At 72.4% G+C, this 22,142-nt stretch carries 20 protein-coding genes and 1 pseudogene; 11 read left to right on the top strand and 10 right to left on the bottom strand.

Annotated elements, in window-relative coordinates; all coding sequences use genetic code 11:
• Positions 1-34 precede the first annotated feature (34 nt).
• From ABEB09_RS13805 to folE, 5 genes are all read left to right on the top strand, one after another.
• Positions 35-1,162: a zinc-dependent metalloprotease gene (locus tag ABEB09_RS13805; protein ID WP_345690192.1), complete on the top strand. Its 1,128-nt coding sequence runs from the start codon at positions 35-37 to the stop codon at positions 1,160-1,162.
• Positions 1,163-1,373: 211 nt separating this feature from the next.
• A complete protein-coding gene (tilS, locus tag ABEB09_RS13800) occupies positions 1,374-2,423 on the top strand; it encodes a tRNA lysidine(34) synthetase TilS (protein ID WP_345690191.1) in 1,050 nt (349 codons plus the stop codon).
• Positions 2,424-2,474: 51 nt separating this feature from the next.
• Positions 2,475-3,014 (top strand): hypoxanthine phosphoribosyltransferase, encoded by a 540-nt coding sequence (gene hpt / locus ABEB09_RS13795; protein WP_345693933.1) that lies wholly within the window; start codon positions 2,475-2,477, stop codon positions 3,012-3,014.
• 212 nt (positions 3,015-3,226) lie between these two features.
• The gene (gene ftsH, locus ABEB09_RS13790) at positions 3,227-5,251 is read left to right on the top strand and encodes an ATP-dependent zinc metalloprotease FtsH (RefSeq protein ID WP_345690190.1); all 2,025 of its coding nucleotides are present in this window, start codon (positions 3,227-3,229) and stop codon (positions 5,249-5,251) included.
• 98 nt (positions 5,252-5,349) lie between these two features.
• Positions 5,350-5,955, top strand: coding sequence for a GTP cyclohydrolase I FolE (folE, locus tag ABEB09_RS13785; protein WP_345690189.1), 606 nt, complete (start codon positions 5,350-5,352; stop codon positions 5,953-5,955).
• Here the strand turns inward: folE and ABEB09_RS13780 are convergent.
• The 6 genes from ABEB09_RS13780 to ABEB09_RS13755 form a co-directional block, all read right to left on the bottom strand.
• Positions 5,942-6,433 carry a DUF3180 domain-containing protein gene (locus ABEB09_RS13780; protein ID WP_345690188.1) on the bottom strand — a complete coding sequence of 164 codons (492 nt, stop codon included), beginning with the start codon at positions 6,431-6,433 and terminating at the stop codon, positions 5,942-5,944. The two genes, folE and ABEB09_RS13780, sit on opposite strands and share 14 nt — an antisense overlap.
• A 64-nt stretch (positions 6,434-6,497) precedes the next feature.
• Positions 6,498-7,097: a 2-amino-4-hydroxy-6-hydroxymethyldihydropteridine diphosphokinase gene (gene folK / locus ABEB09_RS13775; protein WP_345690187.1), complete on the bottom strand. Its 600-nt coding sequence runs from the start codon at positions 7,095-7,097 to the stop codon at positions 6,498-6,500.
• The gene (folB, locus tag ABEB09_RS13770) at positions 7,094-7,453 is read right to left on the bottom strand and encodes a dihydroneopterin aldolase (protein ID WP_345690186.1); all 360 of its coding nucleotides are present in this window, start codon (positions 7,451-7,453) and stop codon (positions 7,094-7,096) included. The genes folK and folB overlap by 4 nt, the downstream gene beginning before the upstream one ends.
• Before the next feature lie 143 nt (positions 7,454-7,596).
• Positions 7,597-8,058 carry a nuclear transport factor 2 family protein gene (locus ABEB09_RS13765; RefSeq protein WP_345690185.1) on the bottom strand — a complete coding sequence of 154 codons (462 nt, stop codon included), beginning with the start codon at positions 8,056-8,058 and terminating at the stop codon, positions 7,597-7,599.
• On the bottom strand, positions 8,055-8,918 hold the full coding sequence (gene folP / locus ABEB09_RS13760) for a dihydropteroate synthase (protein ID WP_345690184.1): 864 nt from the start codon (positions 8,916-8,918) through the stop codon (positions 8,055-8,057). Before folP ends, ABEB09_RS13765 begins: the two co-directional genes overlap by 4 nt.
• A gap of 153 nt (positions 8,919-9,071) precedes the next feature.
• Entirely contained in the window at positions 9,072-10,910 is a 1,839-nt protein-coding gene (locus ABEB09_RS13755) for a phosphatidylglycerol lysyltransferase domain-containing protein (RefSeq protein WP_345690183.1), read from the bottom strand.
• Between the two features lie 168 nt (positions 10,911-11,078).
• Between ABEB09_RS13755 and ABEB09_RS13750 the strand changes: the two genes are divergently transcribed.
• Both ABEB09_RS13750 and ABEB09_RS13745 read left to right on the top strand, forming a co-directional pair.
• Complete coding sequence (locus ABEB09_RS13750) at positions 11,079-12,194, top strand: alpha/beta hydrolase (RefSeq protein WP_345690182.1); 1,116 nt, start codon at positions 11,079-11,081, stop codon at positions 12,192-12,194.
• A gap of 385 nt (positions 12,195-12,579) precedes the next feature.
• Positions 12,580-13,596, top strand: coding sequence for a hypothetical protein (locus ABEB09_RS13745; protein ID WP_345690181.1), 1,017 nt, complete (start codon positions 12,580-12,582; stop codon positions 13,594-13,596).
• Positions 13,597-13,667: 71 nt separating this feature from the next.
• On the opposite strand, the gene ABEB09_RS13740 is transcribed toward ABEB09_RS13745, so the two are convergent.
• Both ABEB09_RS13740 and ABEB09_RS13735 read right to left on the bottom strand, forming a co-directional pair.
• Positions 13,668-14,828, bottom strand: coding sequence for an NADH-quinone oxidoreductase subunit D (locus ABEB09_RS13740; protein WP_345690180.1), 1,161 nt, complete (start codon positions 14,826-14,828; stop codon positions 13,668-13,670).
• Entirely contained in the window at positions 14,825-15,838 is a 1,014-nt protein-coding gene (locus ABEB09_RS13735; protein ID WP_345693932.1) for an SAM-dependent methyltransferase, read from the bottom strand. Before ABEB09_RS13735 ends, ABEB09_RS13740 begins: the two co-directional genes overlap by 4 nt.
• A gap of 251 nt (positions 15,839-16,089) precedes the next feature.
• On the opposite strand from ABEB09_RS13735, the gene ABEB09_RS13730 reads away from it, so the two are divergent.
• Complete coding sequence (locus ABEB09_RS13730; protein ID WP_345690179.1) at positions 16,090-17,280, top strand: sensor histidine kinase; 1,191 nt, start codon at positions 16,090-16,092, stop codon at positions 17,278-17,280.
• A 59-nt stretch (positions 17,281-17,339) separates the two neighbouring features.
• Positions 17,340-18,020: a response regulator transcription factor gene (locus tag ABEB09_RS13725; protein ID WP_345690178.1), complete on the top strand. Its 681-nt coding sequence runs from the start codon at positions 17,340-17,342 to the stop codon at positions 18,018-18,020.
• A 211-nt stretch (positions 18,021-18,231) separates the two neighbouring features.
• Here ABEB09_RS13725 and ABEB09_RS13720 read toward each other — a convergent pair whose 3' ends face one another.
• The gene (locus tag ABEB09_RS13720; protein WP_345693931.1) at positions 18,232-19,332 is read right to left on the bottom strand and encodes a DUF5937 family protein; all 1,101 of its coding nucleotides are present in this window, start codon (positions 19,330-19,332) and stop codon (positions 18,232-18,234) included.
• A gap of 106 nt (positions 19,333-19,438) precedes the next feature.
• On the opposite strand from ABEB09_RS13720, the gene ABEB09_RS13715 reads away from it, so the two are divergent.
• The gene (locus tag ABEB09_RS13715) at positions 19,439-19,687 is read left to right on the top strand and encodes a hypothetical protein (RefSeq protein WP_345690177.1); all 249 of its coding nucleotides are present in this window, start codon (positions 19,439-19,441) and stop codon (positions 19,685-19,687) included.
• Here ABEB09_RS13715 and ABEB09_RS13710 read toward each other — a convergent pair.
• The gene (locus ABEB09_RS13710) at positions 19,650-20,825 is read right to left on the bottom strand and encodes a threonine aldolase family protein (RefSeq protein ID WP_380839480.1); all 1,176 of its coding nucleotides are present in this window, start codon (positions 20,823-20,825) and stop codon (positions 19,650-19,652) included. The two genes, ABEB09_RS13715 and ABEB09_RS13710, sit on opposite strands and share 38 nt — an antisense overlap.
• Positions 20,826-20,982: 157 nt before the next feature.
• Here ABEB09_RS13710 and ABEB09_RS13705 point away from each other — a divergent pair.
• Positions 20,983-21,895: pseudogene (locus ABEB09_RS13705) on the top strand (Rossmann-like and DUF2520 domain-containing protein); the annotation flags it as partial.
• Between the last annotated feature and the right edge of the window lie 247 nt (positions 21,896-22,142).

Genomic DNA, 22,142 nt, shown 5'->3' with positions numbered 1-22,142 from the left:
CTCCGATGTGGCGTGGAGCACGTACGGTTGACGCATGACGAGCATCGGTGGTGCCGAGATGGTCGACTGGAACCTCGCGGTCGCGACCGCGACCCGATTCGTACGCCCCGGACCCGAGGTGAGCCGCGACGAGGCCCGACAGGTCGTGGCCGAGCTGCGGCGCCACGCCAAGGCGTCGGAGGAGCACGTGCGCGGCTTCACGCGCATGATCCCGGAGGGGCACCGGCCCGAGGACACCCCGGTCCTCGTCGTGGACCGGGCCGGCTGGGTCCGCGCGAACGTCGCGGGCTTCCGCGAACTCCTCAAGCCGCTGCTGGAGAAGATGCAGGAGCGCCGCTCCGCCTCGCCCGGCGGCGCCGTGCTCGGCGCGGTCGGCGGCAAGGTCACCGGCGTGGAGCTGGGCATGCTGCTGTCGTTCCTGGCCTCGCGGGTCCTCGGCCAGTACGAGACCTTCGCCCCGGCCACCCGGGAGCTCCCGGCCGGCGAGAACGGCGGCGGACGGCTCCTCCTGGTCGCCCCGAACATCGTCCACGTCGAGCGCGAGCTGGCCGTGGACCCCCACGACTTCCGCCTCTGGGTGAGCCTCCACGAGGAGACCCACCGCACGCAGTTCACGGCCGTGCCCTGGCTCCGCGACCACCTCCAGGGCGAGATCCAGGACTTCCTCGCGGCGACCGACGTCGACCCGATGACCGTCCTCGAACGGCTCCGCGAGGCCGCGCAGGCCTTCTCCGGGGCCCGCCCGGAGGGCGAGGACGACGAGGGCGGCCGCTCCCTGGTCGAGCTGGTCCAGACCCCCGAGCAGCGCGAGATCCTCTCCCGCCTCACGGCCGTCATGTCGCTCCTCGAAGGCCACGCGGACTACGTCATGGACGGCGTCGGCCCCCAGGTCGTGCCCTCGGTCCTGGAGATCCGCGAGAAGTTCCAGCAGCGCAGGGCCCGCGGCGCCTCCCGGCTCGACCTGGCGCTGCGGAAGCTGCTCGGCCTGGACGCCAAGCTGCGCCAGTACCGCGACGGCGAGCGGTTCGTCCGGTCGGTCGTCGACCAGGTCGGCATGGACGGCTTCAACCGCGTGTGGACCTCCCCGAACACGCTCCCGACCAAGGCGGAGATCGCCAAACCGGCGGACTGGGTCGCGAGGGTGCACCGTAAGGCAGACTGAGAAGTCGGGACCGGCCGTCGGCAGAAGAACGCCCCTCCTATCACCCATCCGAGGGACCGTGGGCGAGGGATAGGCGTGCGATGCTCGGGGAACGGCCGTGTTCTGTCACCATCGACGCACGCTGAGTGACGATGTGAGTGACCGAACCCCCCGTTCCGACCGTTAAGACTCCGACCGAGGCACCCCCCAACTTCCACGAAGGGCACCGGACATGGGTCCCCATCCTGCGGTCGCGGCGATACGCCTGGCGGTCCGCCGCGTACTCCACGACGTACTCAACGAAGCCGCGTACCGGGACAACCCCGGCACCGCCACCCCCGACACCCCCCACGGCAGCACCCCGGGCGAGCCGCCGCTCGTGCTGGTCGCCTGCTCCGGCGGCGCCGACTCCATGGCGCTCGCCTCCGCGCTGGCCTTCGAGGCGCGCAAGCTCGCCGTCCGCGCCGGCGGCATCACCATCGACCACGGCCTCCAGCCCGGCTCGGACCTCCGCGCCGCCGAAGTCGCCTCCCGGCTCGCCGCCCTGCGGCTCGACCCGGTGGAGGCGATCGCCGTGACGGTCGGCCGCGACGGGGGCCCCGAGGCCGCCGCCCGCGACGCCCGGTACGCGGCGCTCGACGAGGCCGCCGAGCGGCTGGGCGCATCCGCCGTCCTGCTCGGCCACACCCGCGACGACCAGGCCGAGACCGTGCTCCTCGGCCTGGCCCGCGGCTCCGGCATCCGCTCGCTGTCCGGCATGGCCGCCGTCTCCGGCGCCGCGCGCCGCTACCGGCGTCCCTTCCTGCACCTCGACCGGCAGACCGCCCGCAAGGCCTGCCTGGTCCAGTCGCTGCCCGTGTGGGACGACCCCATGAACGCCGACCCGGCCTACACCCGGTCCCGGCTGCGCCACGAGGGCCTGCCCGCCCTGGAGAAGTCCCTCGGTAAGGGCGTCGTCGAGGCGCTGGCCCGCACCGCGCAGCTCTGCCGTGACGACGCCGACGCCCTGGACACCTGGGCCGCCCAGGCCGACACGACCGTGCGCGACGAGGCCGGGCTCCTGGAGTGCGCGAAGCTCTACGCGCTGCCGCCCGCCGTCCGCCGCCGGGTCCTGCGCCGGGCGGCCATCGCCGAGGGGGCGCCCGCCGGTTCCCTCTTCGCCCGTCACATCGAGGAACTCGACCGCCTGATCACCGGATGGCGCGGTCAGGGCGCCATCAATCTGCCCGGCCGCGTCGTCGCACGGCGGCAGGGTGGCAGACTGGTCATTCGGCAAGGCTGACCAAGGCTGTCGCAGGCTGCAACGAAAGTGACCCGGGTGAACCAGAACGACATGGGTGCCGACCTCGCGTCGGTGCTCATCACCAAGGAAGAGATCGACGCGAAGCTGGCCGAGCTGGCCGCGAAGATCGACGCTGAGTACGCGGGCAAGGACCTGCTCATCGTCGGTGTCCTCAAGGGTGCCGTGATGGTGATGGCGGACCTGGCGCGCGCGCTGTCCACCCCCGTCACCATGGACTGGATGGCCGTCTCGTCGTACGGGGCGGGCACCCAGTCGTCGGGCGTCGTCCGGATCCTCAAGGACCTGGACACCGACATCAAGGGCAAGCACGTCCTGATCGTCGAGGACATCATCGACTCCGGGCTGACCCTGTCCTGGCTGCTGTCCAACCTCGGTTCGCGCGAGCCGGCCTCCCTGGAGGTCTGCACGCTGCTGCGCAAGCCCGAGGCCGCGAAGGTCGCGATCGACGTCAAGTGGATCGGCTTCGACATCCCCAACGAGTTCGTCGTCGGGTACGGGCTGGACTACGCCGAGAAGTACCGGAACCTCCCGTTCGTCGGCACGCTCGCGCCCCACGTCTACGGCGGCTGAGCGGCCCGGCAGCCGAAGGTCGGCGGCAGTACGGGAACCCAGGCCGCCTTCCCGCCGTTGAAGGAGGGGAAGGCGGCCGCGGGTGACAATGCTGGGGTACCGTCCGAAGAACAGCTTTTTCCCACACCTGTGCTGACCCCTACAGCAGCACTTAATCTCACAGCAGCATTTACCTACGGGCAGGAGGGACGGGGCGGCACCGCTCCGTATGGATGGACGTGAAGCGATACTTCCGTGGGCCGGTCATGTGGATCGTGCTGGCCGTCCTCGCCGTGGTCGTGTTGATGCAGGTCGTCGGCTCGTCGGGCGGCTACAAGACGGTGGACACCGGTGAGGTCGTCAAGGCGATCGCCCAGAACCGGGTCGAGCAGGTCAAGCTGACCACCGGCGACGAACAGATGATCAAGGTCGACCTCAAGGACGGCCAGAAGATCAAGGGCAGCGACAAGATCCAGGCGAGCTACATCGGCACCCAGGGTTCCGACCTCGCCGCCACGCTGCAGAAGAAGTACGAAGCGGGCGACATCGACAAGGGCTACACGATCTCGCCCTCGAAGCAGAGCGCCCTGGTCTCCGTGCTGCTGTCGCTGCTGCCCTTCGTGCTGATCGTGCTGGTCTTCCTCTTCCTGATGAACCAGATGCAGGGCGGCGGCTCGCGCGTCATGAACTTCGGGAAGTCCAAGGCCAAGCTGATCACCAAGGACACGCCCAAGACGACGTTCGCCGACGTGGCCGGCTCCGACGAGGCCGTCGAGGAGCTCCAGGAGATCAAGGAGTTCCTCCAGGAGCCCGCCAAGTTCCAGGCCGTCGGCGCGAAGATCCCCAAGGGCGTGCTGCTGTACGGCCCGCCCGGAACGGGCAAGACGCTGCTCGCGCGCGCCGTCGCCGGCGAGGCGGGCGTCCCGTTCTACTCGATCTCCGGTTCCGACTTCGTCGAGATGTTCGTCGGTGTCGGTGCCTCCCGGGTCCGTGACCTGTTCGAGCAGGCCAAGGCCAACGCCCCGGCCATCGTCTTCGTCGACGAGATCGACGCCGTCGGCCGGCACCGCGGTGCGGGTCTCGGCGGTGGTCACGACGAGCGCGAGCAGACCCTGAACCAGCTGCTCGTCGAGATGGACGGCTTCGACGTCAAGGGCGGCGTCATCCTGATCGCCGCGACCAACCGGCCCGACATCCTCGACCCGGCGCTCCTGCGCCCCGGCCGCTTCGACCGGCAGATCGCCGTCGACCGCCCGGACATGCAGGGCCGTCTGGAGATCCTCAAGGTCCACCAGAAGGGCAAGCCGGTCGCGCCCGACGTCGACCTGGGCGCCGTCGCCCGCCGTACGCCCGGCTTCACGGGTGCCGATCTCTCCAACGTCCTCAACGAGGCGGCGCTGCTCACCGCGCGCAGCGACAAGAAGCTGATCGACAACCACATGCTGGACGAGGCGATCGACCGTGTGGTCGCGGGCCCGCAGAAGCGGACCCGGATCATGTCGGACAAGGAGAAGAAGATCACCGCGTACCACGAGGCCGGTCACGCCCTCGTCGCCGCGGCGTCCCCGAACTCCGACCCCGTCCACAAGATCACGATCCTGTCCCGCGGCCGGGCCCTGGGCTACACCATGGTCCTCCCGGACGAGGACAAGTACTCGACCACGCGCAACGAGATGCTCGACCAGCTCGCCTACATGCTGGGCGGGCGCGCGGCCGAGGAGCTGGTCTTCCACGACCCGACCACGGGCGCCGCGAACGACATCGAGAAGGCCACGGCCACGGCCCGCGCGATGGTCACGCAGTACGGCATGACCGAGCGGCTCGGTGCCATCAAGTTCGGTGGCGACAACACCGAGCCCTTCCTGGGCCGGGAGATGGCGCACCAGCGCGACTACTCCGAGGAGGTCGCCGCGCTCGTCGACGAAGAGGTCAAGAAGCTCATCGAGGCCGCGCACAACGAGGCGTGGGAGATCCTCGTCGAGAACCGTGACGTCCTCGACAACCTGGTCCTCCAGCTGCTGGAGAAGGAGACCCTGGGCAAGGAGGAGATCGCCGAGATCTTCGCCCCGGTCATCAAGCGCCCGGCCCGCCCGGCGTGGACCGGCTCCTCGCGGCGTACGCCGTCGACCCGGCCCCCGGTGCTCTCCCCGAAGGAGCTGGCGCTGACCAACGGCGCCGGGGCCACCGCGGCGGCCGGCGGCTCGGTGGACGGCGCGAAGGCGCCGGAGGCGCTTCCGGAGGAGCGCCCCGAGGCCTGACGCTTCGCACGACCCGGAATGGATGCCGCGTCCCCCAGGTTCTAGCCTGTGGGGACGCGGCATTCGCGTACTTCTGGCACGAACGGAACGAGGCACACATGACCGACCCGGTGACGCTGGACGGCGAGGGCACGATCGGCCACTTCGACGAGAAGCGCGCCGAGAACGCCGTACGCGAACTCCTCATCGCGGTCGGCGAGGACCCGGACCGTGAGGGCCTGCGCGAGACCCCGGCCCGGGTGGCACGCGCGTACAAGGAGATATTCGCGGGCCTGTGGCAGGAGCCCGAGGACGTCCTGACGACGACGTTCGACCTGGGGCACGACGAGATGGTCCTGGTGAAGGACATCGAGGTGTTCTCGACCTGTGAGCACCACCTGGTCCCGTTCCGCGGGGTGGCGCACGTCGGCTACATCCCGTCGGACTCGGGCAAGATCACCGGTCTGTCGAAGCTGGCGCGGCTCGTGGACGTGTACGCGCGCCGGCCCCAGGTGCAGGAACGGTTGACCACGCAGATCGCCGACTCCCTGATGAAGATCCTGGAGCCGCGCGGCGTCATCGTCGTCATCGAGTGCGAGCACATGTGCATGTCGATGCGCGGCATCCGCAAGCCGGGTGCGAAGACCCTCACGTCCGCCGTGCGCGGTCAGCTGCGGGACGTGGCGACGCGCGCCGAGGCCATGAGCCTCATCATGGCGAACTGAACCCGGTCGAGGTGGCCGTCGGGTCCTCGTCCTCCGGGAGCTTGCAGACCCGCTCCAGGAACAGGGCCGCCGCGATCACCGCGATGCCGGCGACCACCGAGGCTCCGGCGTAGATCGCCTGGTCGCGGCGGGCCGGCACGTCCAGTGAGCCCAGCAGGAACACCCCCGTACCGCCGTAGGCGCCGCTGACGAGGGCGGCGACCAGGGCGCTGGCCTGGCCGAAGACCACCGCACGGGCCGCCATCAGCGGCTCCACGCCCTTGGCTCCCGGCTGGCGCTCCCGCTGCGCCTTCAGCCGGGAGCGCAGCGACAGCGCCGTGGCGGTGATGACCACCGCGATCACCGCGAGGACGATGGGCGCGGCCAAGGGCACGCTCGGCAGCGTGCCGAACGCGTCCCAGAGCCGGGCCGCGCCCCAGGACAGGACTCCGGCCACGACGAACAGTCCGGCCAGTACCTTGACCCGCAGTTGCTTCACCGGGTGTCCTTCGTTTCCGTTGTCGTTGTCATGCCGGTCCTTGCGGCTCCCGCAGGGTCAACGGCTAGTCGGGCAGACGGAGTTCCAGGTCGGCGCGGGCCGCGATGCCGTCCTGGCCGACCGCTTCCAGCAGGTCGGTGACGGCCCCGTTCCCCGGAAGCTGGGCGTCCGGGTCCACGTCGAGCCACGGGCGCAGGACGAAGGCCCGCTCGTGGGCGCGCGGGTGCGGCAGGGTGAGGACGGGGTCGTCGGAGACCACGTCCGCGTAGGTGATGATGTCGACGTCGATGGTGCGGGCGCCCCAGCGCTCGGTCCGGACCCGGTCGAAGGCCTCCTCGACGGCGTGGGCCCGGTCCAGCAGGGACGCGGGGGGCAGCGTCGTCTTCACGACGATCACCGCGTTCAGGTACGACGGCTGCGAGCCCGGGTCGACGCCCCAGGGCTGCGTCTCGTACACCGGCGACACGGCCTTCACGCGCACACCGGGGGTGTCCTCCAGCGCGTCGATCGCGCCCTGGAGGTTCTCCAGGCGGTTGCCGAGGTTGGCGCCGAGGGCGAGCACGGCCCACTGGGGGTTCGACAGGGTGGTGTCCGCCGCGTCGACCTGCTCGACCACGGACGTGGGCACGGGCTGGACCGTCGGGTCGATGGGCGTGCGGTTCATACGCGGCTCCGGGTGATGGTGATGGTCACGTCGTCGAACGGGACGGTGATCGGGGCGTCCGGCTTGTGGACGCACACCTCGACCTCCTGGACGCCTTCGTGCTTGAGGCACTGCTGGGCGATGCGCTCGGCGAGCGTCTCGATGAGATCGACGGGTTCGCCCTGCACCACGTCCACGACCTCCTCGGCGACGATCCCGTAGTGCACGGTCTTCGCCAGGTCGTCGTCGGCGGCCGCGGGCCGGGTGTCCAGGCCGAGCACCAGGTCCACGATGAAGGTCTGGCCCTCCTCGCGCTCCCGGGGGAAGACGCCATGGTGCCCGCGGGCCCTCAGGCCGCGCAGCGCGACACGATCCACGCGAATCACTCCTGCTGTCGTAGGTCTCGCGGCACACGGCCGGGTGCGGACGGCCCGGTGCCACCATTCGAATCTACCTGCGGACACTGACACGGCCCGCGCACGGGGCCTCGGCATGCCCCTGTCGGGGGTCGCCTACCCACTCAGGCCGGGTTCTCGTCGTCCTCGTCCTCGCCGGATTCCGCCAGGACGGGTGAAGCGTGGTGCGACCAGACCTTCCAGCCGTCCGGAGTACGGCGGAAGACGTTCGTCGCGACGACGAGCTGCCCGACGAGCGGCCCCAGCTCCGCGCCCTCCTCGGCGGGGCCGCCGCTGAGGATGTTCTCCGTGCAGGTCACCACCGCCGTGTCGGCGGTGACGGAGACCTTCACATCGGTCAGGAAGAACTGGATGTACTCGGTGTTCGCCATGATCAGGGCGTACGAGCGGAGCACCTCGCCGCGCCCCGAGAGCACCGGCCACCCCGGGTGCACGCAGGAGACCTCACCGTACCGCTCGGTGAGCCAGAGGTCGGACAGCTCCTCGAAGGCGCCGCGTTCCATCGCCTCGTAGAAGGCGGTGTTCGCGCGCTCGACGGCCTCGGTGTCGGTGCGCGCGTCGCTCACGAGGCGGCGCCCTCGACGGCGCGGGCCACGCGGACCGCGTCGGCCGTGGCCCGTACCTCGTGGACGCGGACCGCCCAGGCGCCCTCGTGCGCGGCGATCGCGGAGACCGCCGCGGTGGCGGCGTCGCGCTCACGGGCCGGGGGCGGGGTGTGGCCCTCCCCGGCCAGGACACGTCCCAGGAACCGCTTGCGGGAGGCGGCGACCAGCAGCGGGCGGCCCAGGGCGCGCAGCTCCCGCAGGTGCGCCACCAGGGCGAGGTCGTGCTCGGCCTGCTTGGCGAAGCCCAGACCGGGGTCGACGATCAGCCGCTCCGGGGCGATGCCGCCGGCGACGACGGCCTCCACGCGCGCGTGGAGCTCGGCGACGACCTCGGCGACCACGTCGTCGTACACGGCGAGGCTGTTCATGTTCTCGCTGAAGCCGCGCCAGTGCATGACGACGAACGGCACCCCGGTGGCGGCGACGGCCGGGACCATCTCGGGGTCGGCCTGTCCGCCGCTGACGTCGTTGACGAGGACCGCGCCGGCTTCCACGGCCCGCCGGGCGACCGAGGCCCGCATGGTGTCGACGGAGACGGTCACGCCCTCCGAGGCGAGGCCGCGGACCACGGGCACGACCCGGCGCAGCTCCTCGTCCTCGTCCACCCGGGTGGCGCCCGGCCGGGTCGACTCGCCGCCGACGTCCACCAGGTCGGCCCCCTGGGCGACCAGGTCCAGACCGTGCTTGACGGCGGCGGTGGTGTCGAACCAGCGGCCGCCGTCGGAGAAGGAGTCGGGCGTCACGTTGACCACGCCCATGACCGCACAGCGGTCCCACTCCGGCAGGCCCTGGACCGTGCCCCGTCCGCGCAACGTACTCATGCCACCAGCCTAGGCCCGGACGACGGACGGGGCGCCGCCCGGTCCGGCCTGGCGGGCCGGGCGGGTGGCGCCCCGTGCCTGTGGGGGGTGCGGGTGGGGTCGTGACCGGGCTGCGGGACTGTCCGTCGTGCCGCGGGCCCGGTGGGCCGTTGGTCAGGCCGCGCGCATGCCCTGCTCGCCGGTCTGCGGGGTGATGTGGGCGCAGGGCCGGGCCGTACGGGCGGCGCGGCGGCGGAACGGGCGGGGCAGGGACAGGTTGACGAAGCCCTCGGCCTGCATCGCCGCGAAGCCGATGCGGGGCAGGTCGCCGGTGGAGCGGTAGACCACGAAGCGGGGCTCCCAGCGGGGCTGGAACTTGGCGTTGAACTTGTACAGCGACTCGATCTGGAACCAGCGGGAGAGGAACACCAGCAGACCGCGCCAGACCCGCAGGACCGGGCCCGCGCCCAGCTTCTCGCCCCGGGCGAGCGCCGAGCGGAACATCGCGAAGTTCAGCGAGACCCGCTTCACACCCAGCTGCGGGGAGGCCTGGAGGGCGGCGACGATCAGCAGCTCGTTCATGCCGGGGTCGGCGGCCCGGTCGCGGCGCATCAGCTCCAGCGACATGCCGTCGGTGCCCCACGGCACGAAGTGGATGATCGCCTTCAGGTCGCCGTACGGGGAGGTCTCGGTGTCCTCGTCCACCTTGTGGGCGGTCGCGATCACCGCGTCGCCGTCGCCCGGGTCGCCGATCCGGCCGAGGGCCATGGAGAAGCCGCGCTCGGTGTCGGTGCCGCGCCAGTCGGCGGCGGCCTGGCGGATGCGCTCCATCTCGGCCTCGGAGACGTCACGGGCACGCCGGACGCGGGTCTCGTAGCCGTTGCGCTCGATGCGCTTGACCATCTGGCGCACGTTCCGCATGGCGCGCCCGGAGAGCGAGAAATCCGCGACGTCCACCACCGCCTCGTCACCCAGCTCGAGCGCGTCCAGGCCGGTCTCGCGCGTCCACACCTGGCCACCCGTCTCGGAGCAGCCCATGACGGCGGGGGTCCAGGAGTGCGCCTTCGCCTCGTCCATGAACCGCTCGATGGCGCCGGGCCAGGCCTCGACGTCGCCGATCGGGTCGCCGCTGGCGAGCATCACACCGGAGACGACGCGGTAGGTGACGGCGGCCTTGCCGCTGGGGGAGAAGACGACGCCCTTGTCGCGGCGGAGCGCGAAGTGGCCGAGGGAGTCACGGCTGCCGTGCCGGGCGAGCAGCTCCCGCAGCCGGGCCTCGTCGTCCTCGGTGAGCCGGGCGACCGGGTGCTCGGGGCGGAAGGCCAGGTAGATGGTGGTGACGGCGGTGAGCAGGCCGAGCGCGCCGAGCGAGTAGCCGACGGTCCACGAGACGCTGCCGCCGTAGCCGATCGGGCCCTCGACGCCGAACAGGCCGAGCAGGACGTGCTCCAGCCGGTCGCTCAGGCTGGGGCTGCCGATCACGGTCCTGGGGTGGGCGCTGACGATGACCAGGCCCAGCAGGATCGATCCGGCGCCCATCAGGACGAAGTTGGCCAGCGCCCGCCAGCGGCTGCGCGGGTCGGGCAGTGCCGAGAACTCCTTGCGGTGCCGCAGCAGGAGCGCCAGCAGGACGAGCGAGAGCAGCACGCCGATGGCGGAGTGGCGGTAGAAGAACTGCGCCACCGCCCCGACGGGCAGCAGGATCACCGCGGCGCGCCAGGCACGGCGCTTGTGCCGCTTCAGCCCGTGCGCCAGCAGCAGGAGCAGTACGCCGACGCTCAGCGAGAGCGCGGCGGACAGCGGCCCGAAGGTGCCCGGCAGGACCTCCACGAAGTCGTGGAACCGGCTCGCCCGGAACCGGGGGAACACCCCGGCGGCGATGTCGATCAGACCGATGAACGTGCAGGCCGTGCCGACGAGGGCGGGCACCTTCTCGGCACGCGGTCCGCGAAGGACCTTGCGCAGACGAGCAGGAACCGATCCTGACTTATCCCCATCTACCGTGACAGACATGGCTTCCCGTGGCTCCGCGAGAGGTTGTTTTGTCCCTTCGGCCCGAAAGGCTTTCGGCGCCGGACAACCGGACAATGTGCGCCCTCTAGGACGACGCCTCCGTCGTATGGGTTCACTCGCGCCCCGGAAAAATCTCGACGACTCGACAGAAGAAGGCTTGGACGACGCATGGGTCTCACCAGCAACAAGGTTCTGGCGCTGGCCACCCTCGTGGCCGTGGCGCTGTTCGCGGCCACGATCTGGCTGTGGCCGCGGCTGTCACGGCGCGGCTGGCGCGCGGTGCTCGGCAGGGCGGGCCTCCTGTTGGCGACCCAGTTGTCGCTCTTCGCCGCCGTGGGACTCGCGGCGAACAACTACTTCCTCTTCTACGGCTCCTGGGCCGATCTGCTCGGCCAGGAGCAGGAGATGGGCGTGGTCGTCGACCACTCGGCGGGCAGCAGAAACGTCAAGGTGGTCGCCAAGCAGAAGATGGACGTGCCCGGCGGCCAGCACCCGGAGATCGGCGGCCAGATACAGAAGGTCGTCATATCCGGAGAGAAGTCGGGGATACAGAGCCCGGCCTATGTGTACCTGCCACCGGAGTACTTCCGCCCCGAGTACGCCAAGCGCACGTTCCCCGCGTCGGTGGTGCTGACCGGCTACCCGGGAACGGCCGAGAACCTGCTCAAGGGGCTGCGCTATCCGCGCACCGCGTACGAGCAGGCCAAGGCGAAGAAGATGCAGCCGATGATCCTCGTGATGCTCCGCCCCACGGTGGCGCCGCCGCGTGACACCGAGTGCGTCGACATCCCGGGTGGCCCGCAGACGGAGACGTACTTCGCGAAGGATCTGCCGAAGGCGGTCTCCGAGACCTATAGGGTCGGCAAGAACCCGCGCAACTGGGGGTTCATCGGAAACTCCACCGGCGGTTACTGCGCACTGAAGATCGCCATGCACCACCCGGAGCAGTTCTCGGCGGGCGCCGGCCTCTCCGCGTACTACAAGGCCGCCGAGGACGTGACCACGGGCGATCTGTTCAAGGGCGACGCGAAGCTCCGGAACCGCGCCGACCTGCTGTGGAGCCTGGACCACCTGCCCAAGGAGCAGCGGTCGTCGTTCCTCGTGACCACGTCCCGGCAGGGCGAGGGCAATCTGAAGGGCACGCTCGACTTCATCAAGAAGGTGAAGGCGCCGGCCCGCGTTTCCTCCATCACGCTCGACAGCGGTGGCCACAACTTCGGTACATGGAACCGGGAGATCCCGCCGGCGCTGGCGTGGATGGGCGGTCGGCTGAGCGCGGTGTGAAGCGCGTAGCGGAATGCGAAGCTACGGTTCCGCGGCCTTCCGGCCGCGTGCCGATCGCGCTCGACCGGTACGGATCGGGGGGCGTGACCGGGGCACCACAGGGGCCTGATCGGGGACCGCTCGGGGCCTCATCGGGTGCCGTTCGGTGAACGCTTCACCGGCGAACGCTTTACCGGTGGACGGGAATTCGGCTCCACGGCCGACAAGCGCCCGCTATTGGATCTTGGGTGTACGTCGTCAATGGCCGGCAGTGCCCAACCGGAAGTCCCCCTGAACTGCCGGGAAGTGGGAAGAGCGGCCGGAACGGAAGCGGAACGGAACCTGTCGGCAAAACATTGCCGGGCCGACACCCCATAGGACACCTACGCACGGTAAATTTCAGGCCATGCCACGTGGACGCCACCGCCATTCCCCACCCCTGCACCGGCTTCTGCCCCCCTCCGCGGTGGCCGGAGCGTCCGTCCTCTGTGCCGGCGGCGCCTGGCTCCTCGCCGATCCCCTGGTCCTGCGCCTCCTGGTCGCCGCCGCGGCCGCCGCCGCCGTCACCGGCGCGGTGCTCATGCGCAGCTGGGACCGCGCGGCCGGGCGGCGGGTCGCCGAACTCACCCGCGCCCGCGCCAGCGACCAGTGGCGCACCGAGGAGCGCATAGCCGAGCTGGAGGCGGACGTCGAGGAGGCCAGGGAACTGCGGGCCAAGCTCGACGCCAAGCTGCGCGCCAAGCGGGTCGAACTCGCCGGGCTCCGCAACGAGCACGCCGCACTGCTCCGGCGGTACGCCACCGCCGAGACCGAGCGGGCCAGCGCGCTGGAGGGCCGCCGCCAACTCGCCCTGGAGGCGGCCGCTCCGGAGGACCGGGCCGCGCCCGGCACCCGCGAGCTGACCGCCGGGTCCACCGCGCCGACCGCGGACGCCTACCTGCGGGCAGCCAAGGCCCTGGAGCAGCTGTCACGCAACGCCGCCGCCCAGGAGGCCCGCCGTATCGCGGAGGCCGCGCGCCTGCCGTCGGCCGTGTCCGGGTCGGCCGCGTCCGCGATGCGCCCGGTGCCGGCGGCCGCCGCGATCGTCCCGTACGACGCGCAGCGGCGCCCCGCCCCGCGGCTGGAAGGGGGCTTCGACTTCTTCGGCACGCAGAAGGCGCAGCGGGCCGCCCTGGAGGCGCAGAAGCCGCAGAAGGCCCTGGAGGCACAGGGCGTCGGCGAGAGGAAGCCCGCCGCCGCGATCGAGGCCGTCCAGGAGGAGGACCTGGCGGACGTCGTGGGCGAGGAGGCCCTGGCCGCCGCCGCGCTGCCCGCCGGCCGACGCGGGAACGAGCAGGTGGTCGGCAAGGTCATCGACCTGACCGCCCACGACGAGACGGAACAGCTCGACGTGGCGGAGCTGCGGGACGCGGTCAGTTCCTGAGGCGTTCCGTGCGTACGACGACGGCGGCCGGGGTATCCCCGGCCGCCGTCGGCTTGTCCCGCTCACCCGTCCTACTTGTCGATGTCGCCCACCACGAAGAAGAACGAGCCGAGGATCGCCACCATGTCGGCGACCAGCGTGCCCGGCAGCAGCTCCGACAGCACCTGGATGTTGTTGAACGACGCCGAGCGCAGCTTCAGGCGGTACGGCGTCTTCTCGCCCTTGGACACCAGGTAGTAGCCGTTGATGCCGAGCGGGTTCTCCGTCCAGGCGTACGTGTGACCCTCGGGTGCCTTGAGGACCTTCGGCAGCCGCTGGTTGATCGGGCCGGGCGGCAGCTCCTCGATCCGGTCGAGGCAGGCGTCGGCCAGCTCCAGCGCGTTGTGCGTCTGCTCCAGCAGGCACTCGAAGCGCGCCAGGCAGTCGCCCTCCTCGCGCGTGACCACCTTCAGCGTGTCCTGCAGCTCCCCGTACGCCAGGTACGGCTCGTCGCGCCGCAGGTCGAAGTCCACGCCGGACGCGCGGGCGATCGGCCCGCTCACCCCGTACGCGTGCGCCATCTCCTGGGACAGGACACCCACGCCGCGCGTACGGCCGCGGAAGATCTCGTTGCCGAGGACCAGCCGGTCGTACACGTCCATCCGGGAGCGGACGGCGGCGACGGCCTCGCGGGTCCGGCCGAGCCAGCCCGCCGGCAGGTCCTCCTTCAGCCCGCCGACCCGGTTGAACATGTAGTGCATCCGGCCGCCCGAGACCTCCTCCATGATGTGCTGGAGGTCCTCGCGCTCCCGGAAGGCGTGGAAGATCGGGGTGATACCGCCCAGTTCGAGCGGGTACGAGCCGAGGAACATCAGGTGGTTCAGCACCCGGTTCAGCTCGGCGAGCAGGGTGCGGGTCCAGACGGCGCGCTCCGGGACCTCCATGCCGAGCATGCGCTCGACGCCCATGACGACACCCAGCTCGTTGGAGAACGCCGACAGCCAGTCGTGGCGGTTGGCCAGCATCACGATCTGCCGGTAGTCCCGCGCCTCGAACAGCTTCTCCGCGCCCCGGTGCATATAGCCGATCACCGGTTCGGCGTGCTGGATCAGCTCGCCGTCCAGGACGAGGCGGAGGCGGAGCACACCATGCGTGGAGGGGTGCTGAGGCCCGATGTTCAGCACCATGTCGGTGCTCTCCGCGGCACCGCCGATGCCGACCGTGGTCTCCCTGGGCTGGGTGGTCTCCGTCATGCCGGACAGTATCCCTCGGCGGGGACGCGCTGGAGGAGCCAGGTGAAGTCGCCGAGCCCGCCGCGCGCGGTCAGCTCGGCGGCCTCGCCGGCGGCCGCGAGGGCCCGGACATAGGCGGCGGGGTCGCTGGAGGCGAGGGTGAGCGGCGGGCGCTCGCCGGACACGCCCAGGCGGCGCAGGGCCTCGCGCTGGGGGATGAGCTCGGGGCCCGGGGCCGGGCGGGTCGCGGCCGCCTCCGCGCAGGCGTCCAGCGCCACGTGCGCCGTGATGTCGCAGCTGCCGTCCGGTACCGGCAGCACCTCGCGGCCGTCCCGGAAGCCGGTCAGCGTCCCGAACGGAGGCCGGGACTCCGCTGTGTGCGCGTAGTCCACGGCGACCGCGAGGCCACCCGCCAGCGTTCCGACCGCCCGCGCCCACGCCTCGTCCCGCGCCCGGCCGATCTCGGCGCGCTCGCCCGGCTCGCGCAGCGGCCACCAGCGCTCCAGCCACGCCGCGTCGGCCCCGGTCACCGGCGCACCGAGCCGTTCGGCGCCGTCCTCCCGCACCTCCACGTAGCGCGGCGTGCCGGTGTCGTCCGCCTCGGCGACGTCCGCCGGCACGTTGTCCAGCCACTCGTTCGCGAACAGCAGGCCCCGCACCCCCGAAGGCGGCCGCGCGGTCCACTCGACGCGCGGGTCGAGGCCCGCGGGGCGGTCGGCCCGCTCGACGGCGTACGCCCGTACCCGCAGCCCGGACGGCACCGCGGCGAGCACGCCCGTCAGCAGTTCGCCGCGGCCCGCACCCATGTCGACGAAGGCGACCTCGTCCGTGCCCAGCTCGTCCGCGACCCGCTCCAGCAGCCGGGCCACGGCGGCGGCGAACAGCGGGGACGCGTGCACGGACGTACGGAAGTGCCCGGCAGGTCCCTCGGAGCGCAGGTAGAAGCCGCCGGGCCCGTACAGCGCGGCCTCCGTCGCCTCCCGCCAGCCACGCCACGGCCCGGCCGCCCCGCCGTTCACGCCGCCGGCCAGGTCGTCCCCGGCCCTGCCGCCCAGGCCGCCGCCGGCCACGGCCCCGGCCCTGCCGCCCACGCCGCCGCCGGCCACGGCCCGGCCGTGCGCGCCGTTCACGTCACCCCGGTCGTCAGCCGGGTCGTCCCGCCGGATACCCGGCACCTCATCCGTCACGGGCACAGTCTCCACCTTGCGGAGTAGGGGTGCCGGAACCGGATCGCACTCCCGGTTGACCCCTGCACCTATCCGGCTTCCCTACGCTGGGTTACGTGCAGCGCCTCTACGACTTCCTCCGCAGACACCCGACGGGCGTCGACACCTTCTGGGCTGTGGCGCTCCTCGCGTTCGGCTCGCTGTGGGTGGCCGACGTCTCGTCGGACAGACTCCTCGGCGCGTCGGTGGTGCTGCTGCTGGGGCTGGTCGTCGCGCTGCGGCGCCGGGCCCCCCGGCACATGCTGCTGCTCGCCGTCGGGGTCGGGATCGCCCAGCTCCTCCTGGACGTGCCGATCAACCCGGCCGACTTCGCGATGCTCGTCATCATCTACACGGTCGCCGCGCACGACGGCCCCCGCTGGGCGTCCCGCCTCGCCCTCGCCGCCGGTGTGGCAGCTGCGCCGCTGGCGCAGCTGCGCTGGCCGGCCAGAGAGGTCTCCAGCGCCGGGCAGATCTTCTTCACCATCGTGATGACCGTGCCGTTCGTGCTGGCCTGGGTGCTCGGCGACTCGATGCGCACCCGGCGCGCCTACCTCGCCCAGCTGGAGGAGCGCGCCTCCCGGCTGGAGCGGGAGCGCGAGGCACAGGCCAAGGTGGCCGTCGCCGCGGAGCGCGCCCGTATCGCCCGCGAACTCCACGACGTCGTCGCCCACAACGTCTCCGTCATGGTCGTCCAGGCCGACGGCGCCGCGTACGTCCTCGACAACTCGCCCGAGATGGCCCGGCAGGCGCTGGAGACCATCTCCAGCACGGGACGCCAGGCCCTCGCCGAGATGCGCCGGCTGCTCGGCATCCTGCGCACCGGCGAGCCGGAGGAGGCGGGGGAGTACGTGCCGCAGCCCGACGTGGAGCAGATCGAGGACCTGGTCGAGCAGGTGCGCACCGCGGGCCTGCCCGTCGACTTCACCGTCGAGGGCACCCCCCGCCCCCTGCCCAGCGGTGTCGAACTCACCGCGTACCGCATCGTGCAGGAGGCCCTGACCAACACCCGCAAGCACGGCGGCCCGGACGTCGGGGCGCGGGTGCGGCTGACGTACTTCGACGACGGCCTCGGCCTCCTCGTCGAGGACGACGGGCGCGGCGCGGCGCAGGAGGTGTACGAGGACGGCGGCGCCGACGGCAGGGGCCACGGGCTGATCGGCATGCGCGAACGCGTCGGCATGGTCGGTGGCACCCTGGACGCCGGGCCGCGGCCGGGCGGAGGATTCCGGATCAGCGCGCTGCTGCCCCTGAAACCCGCCCACTAGGCCCCACTCGCACGGCCCCGCAGCCCCGCCGGCCCTCTGAGGAACAGGATCCCCGACCCATGACCATCCGTCTGATGCTCGTCGACGACCAGGTGCTCCTGCGCACCGGCTTCCGTATGGTGCTCGCCGCCCAGCAGGACATGGAGGTCGTGGCCGAGGCGGGCGACGGGGCCGAGGCCCTGGAGATCCTGCGCACGACGCCCGTGGACGTCGTCCTGATGGACGTCCGCATGCCACGGCTCGACGGCGTGGAGGCGACCCGCCGCATCTGCGCGCAGGAGGGCGCGCCGAAGGTCCTGATCCTCACCACCTTCGACCTGGACGAGTACGCCTTCTCCGGGCTGAAGGCCGGCGCCAGCGGCTTCATGCTCAAGGACGTGCCGCCCGGCGAACTGCTCACGGCGATCCGGGCCGTGCACAGCGGCGACGCCGTGGTCGCGCCCTCCACGACCCGGCGGCTGCTGGACCGGTTCTCGCCGATGCTCCCGTCGAGCGGCGGCAGGGAGCCGCAGCACAAGGCCCTGGAGAAGCTGACCGAACGCGAACGCGAGGTCATGCTCCTGGTCGCCCAGGGCCTCTCGAACGGCGAGATCGCCGCCCGGCTGGTGCTGTCGGAGGCCACGGTGAAGACCCACGTCGGCCGCATCCTCACCAAACTGGCCCTGCGCGACCGCGTCCAGGTGGTCGTCCTGGCCTACGAAACGGGCCTCGTCCGCGCAGGCGGCAACACCCTCCCGTAACGATCCCTGCCGCACCCGGCAAAGGCGCCCGCGCCGCCGGAACGGGCTCGCGTCCCCGCGAAGGGCCCCGCGCCGCCGGAACGGGCTCGCGCCCCCGCGAAGGGCCCCGCGCCGCCGAGGCCGTGGGCACCCGGCCGCCGAGCCCGTGGCGCGCGGGCCGGACACCCGGGTGCTCCGGGGCGGGGTTCTGCGGTGACGGCACCGCACCGCCCTACCGCAGTACCGTCTCCAGGAAGTCGCTGCCGATGCGGGCCACCGCCGCGACGTCCAGCTGGTGCAGTACGTAGCGGCCGCGGCGCCGGGTCGTCACCAGTTGGGCCTTCTTCAGGACCGACAGGTGGCGGGAGACCTCCGGCGCGGTGATGTCGTACGTGTCGGCCAGCTCGCTCGTCGTGTACGAACCCCGTGCCAGCTGGCGGCACAGCCGCATCCGCATCGGGTGCGCCAGCGCCTCCATCCGTGCCTGCAACAACTCGACCGGCGCGGGCCCCGGCAGCTCCGGCGCGCCGACCGGGTAGTGGACGACGGGCCGCCAGCCGCGCGCGTGCAGCACCATCAGGTGCGGCCAGCCGAAGCTGGACGGCACGAACGTCACCCCCGGGCCCGCCTCCGGGTCCAGCGCCGTCGTCCGGCCCTGCCCCAGTTTGTCCACCTGGATGCGCTGCCGGCCGCCCTGCTCGTCGAGCGTGACGGCAGGCGACACGGCCTGGAGCATCTCGGGCAGCCCCTTGCGCCGCAGCACCTCCGCCTTGTGCCGCGCGTCGGCGGCCAGGCCGGGCTGGACGCGCCGCCAGGTGTCCGCGAAGAACGCCTCGTCGCAGTCCTCCAGCAGCCGCCGCAGCCAGACCCGCACCCCGGTGGGGTCGTCCAGCAGGCGCCGGGTGAAGTCCAGCTGGCGCGGGCCCCGGTTGGCGGCCAGTTCCAGCGCGCGTTCCGGCCGCACCTGGCAGCCGCTGCCGTACGTACTGGAGCAGCTGAACTCCAGCGCGGCCGTTACGAACCGCTCCTCGTCCAGCCGGTCCATCATGTCCAGCTCCTCGGCGAGCGTGGCGCCGGGGACCCCGTCACCGCCCCGCAGCCCCGAGAACGGCATGAGCACGTCCGAGAACGTCGCCGTCCACAGGAAGTTCGCCTCGTGCAGCCGGTCCGCGAGGTCCGGCTTCAGGGCGGCCGCGGTGGCGGTCGCCCAGCCGTGCAGCCCCGGGTGGTGCGCCGGCTCGGCCAGCGCGTGCAGGGCGACGCCCAGCTCGGCGAGGGGCGAGATGCCGATGACGATGCGCTCGGGCGGCAGGCCCGTGATGTCGATGGTCACGCTCACGTACCCCATGGTGAGGGGTCGCGCCGCGGCCCGTACGGTCGGTTGACGAGGCTCGTCAATCGACGCGCGGCCGCCCCGGAGCCAGGAGCAGCCTGGCCCCATGAACGTCACCCAGCAGCACCTGCTCGACGCCTACCGCGCCGCCCGGCACGGCCACCCCCTGCCGCCTCCGCCCGGGACCCGCCCCGCGTCGCCCGCCCGCCCCGCCGGCAGCCGTCTTCGCCTGTGGTTCGGGCGCCCCGGCCGCCCGGCCGCCCGGCAGGACGCCGCGAGCCCGGCCCCGGGGCCCGGCACGGGTGCCTGCCCGGCCGTCACGCTTCCCCGGCCACGCGCCGCACGTACTCCATGAACCTCCCCACCTCCTCCTTCACGTCGTCCGCCGACCACTCCAGCCCCGGCGCGGTCACCGTCACCTCCGTGCGGGCCACCCCCGCCGGGCCCGCCGGGCCAGGGGCGTACCAGCGGTGGAAGAGCGTCACGCCGGTCTCCTCCGACTGGCGCAGCGCCGCTTCCGTGAGCGTCTCGTCGTCCCACGGCAGCCACATCTGGAACTGGTGCGTGTGCGGCACACCGGGATGGACCCGGAACCACGGCACCGACGCGGCCCCGAACCCTTCCCGCAGCGCCTCCGCCACGACCCGCGCGTGGGCCACGTACGACGGCAGCCGCGGCAGCTCCCGCTCCAGGCCCACCAGGGCGGACAGCGCCGCAGGATGCTGCTGGAACACCGTGCCCCCGTACCGGTGGCGCCATGCCCGCGCCTCCTCCGCCAGGGACTCCGGCCCCACCAGCGCCGCCCCCGACAAGCCGCCCAGCGACTTGTAGAACGACACGTACACACTGTCCGCCAGGCCCGCGATCTCGCTCAGCTCCCGGCCGAAGTGCGTGGCGCACTCCCACAGCCGCGCGCCGTCGAAGTGCACCAGCGCATCACGCTCCCGCGCGGCCTCCACCACCTCCTCCAACTCGTTCCACGCCGGCAGGACGAATCCCGCGTCCCGCAGCGGCAGCTCCAGCATCAGCGTCCCGAACGGCTCGTCGAGGCCCCGCACCTCGTCGGCCGTCGGCAGCCGCGGCGCGTCCGTCGGATGCACCGTCCGCAGCCCGCTCACCGTCCCCAGCGCACCCCGTTCGTGCACCTCGGGATGCGCCAGCGGATGCAGCGCCACCACCGGATTGCCCGTACGCCCCGCCCAGCACCGCAGCGCCACCTGCTGCGCCATGGTCCCGGTCGGGAAGAACACGGCCGCCGGGAACCCGAGCAGCGCCGCGACCCGCCGCTCCAGCTCCTCGACGACCCCGTCCCCGTACGTGTCGACGGTCTCGTCCAGGTCGTGGACGGCCCCGGCGTCCGCCGCCAGCGCCGTCAGCCGCTCCCGCAGCGTCGCCTCCACCGACAGCCGCGACAGCGTCCGCCCGGCGGCCCGCCACGCGGCGAGCCTCCGCCTTCGCCCCAGCTCCGCGTCGTCCGTCATTCCATCAGTCATCTCCCGATCATCCATCCGCTCCGTCCACAGGAGCGGGTGATTATCGGACCGCCGTGCGCGGCCTGTGGACAGCGCGGGGGTCGCGCGAAACGCTGGCGTAGCATGACGAGAAATCGTCCGGTACCCCCCGCGGACTGGAACGGAAGGCCGTCGCCGCGTGAACCCAACAGCAGAACCCCGCCCAGCGCGGCTCACCGTCGGCGTCGTAGGCGCCGGCCGGGTGGGCCCCGCCCTCGCCGCGTCCCTGCAGCTCGCCGGACACCGGCCGGTCGCCGTCTCGGGCGTCTCCGACGCCTCCCTGCGCCGTGCCGCGGAGCTGCTCCCGGGCGTCCCGGTCGTGCCGCCCGCGCAGGTGCTCGAGCGGGCCGAGCTGGTGCTGCTCACCGTTCCCGACGACGCCCTGCCCGGCCTCGTCCAGGGCCTCGCCGAGACCGGGGCCGTACGCCCCGGACAGCTTCTCGTGCACACCTCCGGCCGGTACGGCGTCGGGGTTCTCGACCCGGCCCGGCGCGTCGGCGGGCTGCCGCTCGCGCTGCACCCGGCCATGACGTTCACCGGCACGAGCGTCGACGTGCAGCGGCTGGCCGGCTGCTCGTTCGGCGTCACCGCGCCCGAGGAACTGCGCCTGGCCGCGGAGGCCCTGGTCATCGAGATGGGCGGGGAGCCCGAGTGGATCGCCGAGGAGGCCCGCCCCCTGTACCACGCGGCGCTCGCCCTGGGCGCCAACCACCTGGTCACCCTGGTGGCCCAGTCGATGGAACTCCTGCGCACCGCCGGCGTGACGGCGCCCGACCGGATGCTGGGCCCGCTGCTCGGCGCGGCGCTCGACAACGCGTTGCGGTCCGGCGACGCGGCGCTCACCGGCCCCGTCGCGCGCGGTGACGCCGGCACGGTCGCCGCGCACGTCGCCGAGCTGCGCAAGCACGCACCCGCCACGGTGGCCGGCTACCTCGCGATGGCCCGCGCGACCGCCGACCGCGCCCTGGCCCACGGCCTGCTGAAGGCGGAGTTCGCGGAGGACCTCCTCGGCGTCCTCGCCACGGCCCCGGCCAGCGGCGGCGGCACCCCCACGGAGCCCTCCCCGCAGGTCCCGCTCCCGGAGACCCCGTCCCCGCAGGCCCGGCCCACGGACACCACGCCCACCGACGCCACGTCACCCGACGCCCCGTCGTCCGAGGCCGCCTCGCCCGGTGCCACAGCGCCTGACGGCACCTCGCCCGACGCCGCTCCGTCCGGCCCTGCCTCAGCCGACGACACTGAAGCCGACGAGGCCGGCACTGAAGCCGACGAGGCCGGCACTGAAGCCGACGAGGCCGG

The organism is Streptomyces coeruleoprunus (assembly GCF_039542925.1).
Taxonomy (GTDB): Bacteria; Actinomycetota; Actinomycetes; order Streptomycetales; family Streptomycetaceae; genus Streptomyces; species Streptomyces coeruleoprunus.
This window is presented reverse-complemented; position numbering and strand designations above follow the sequence as displayed.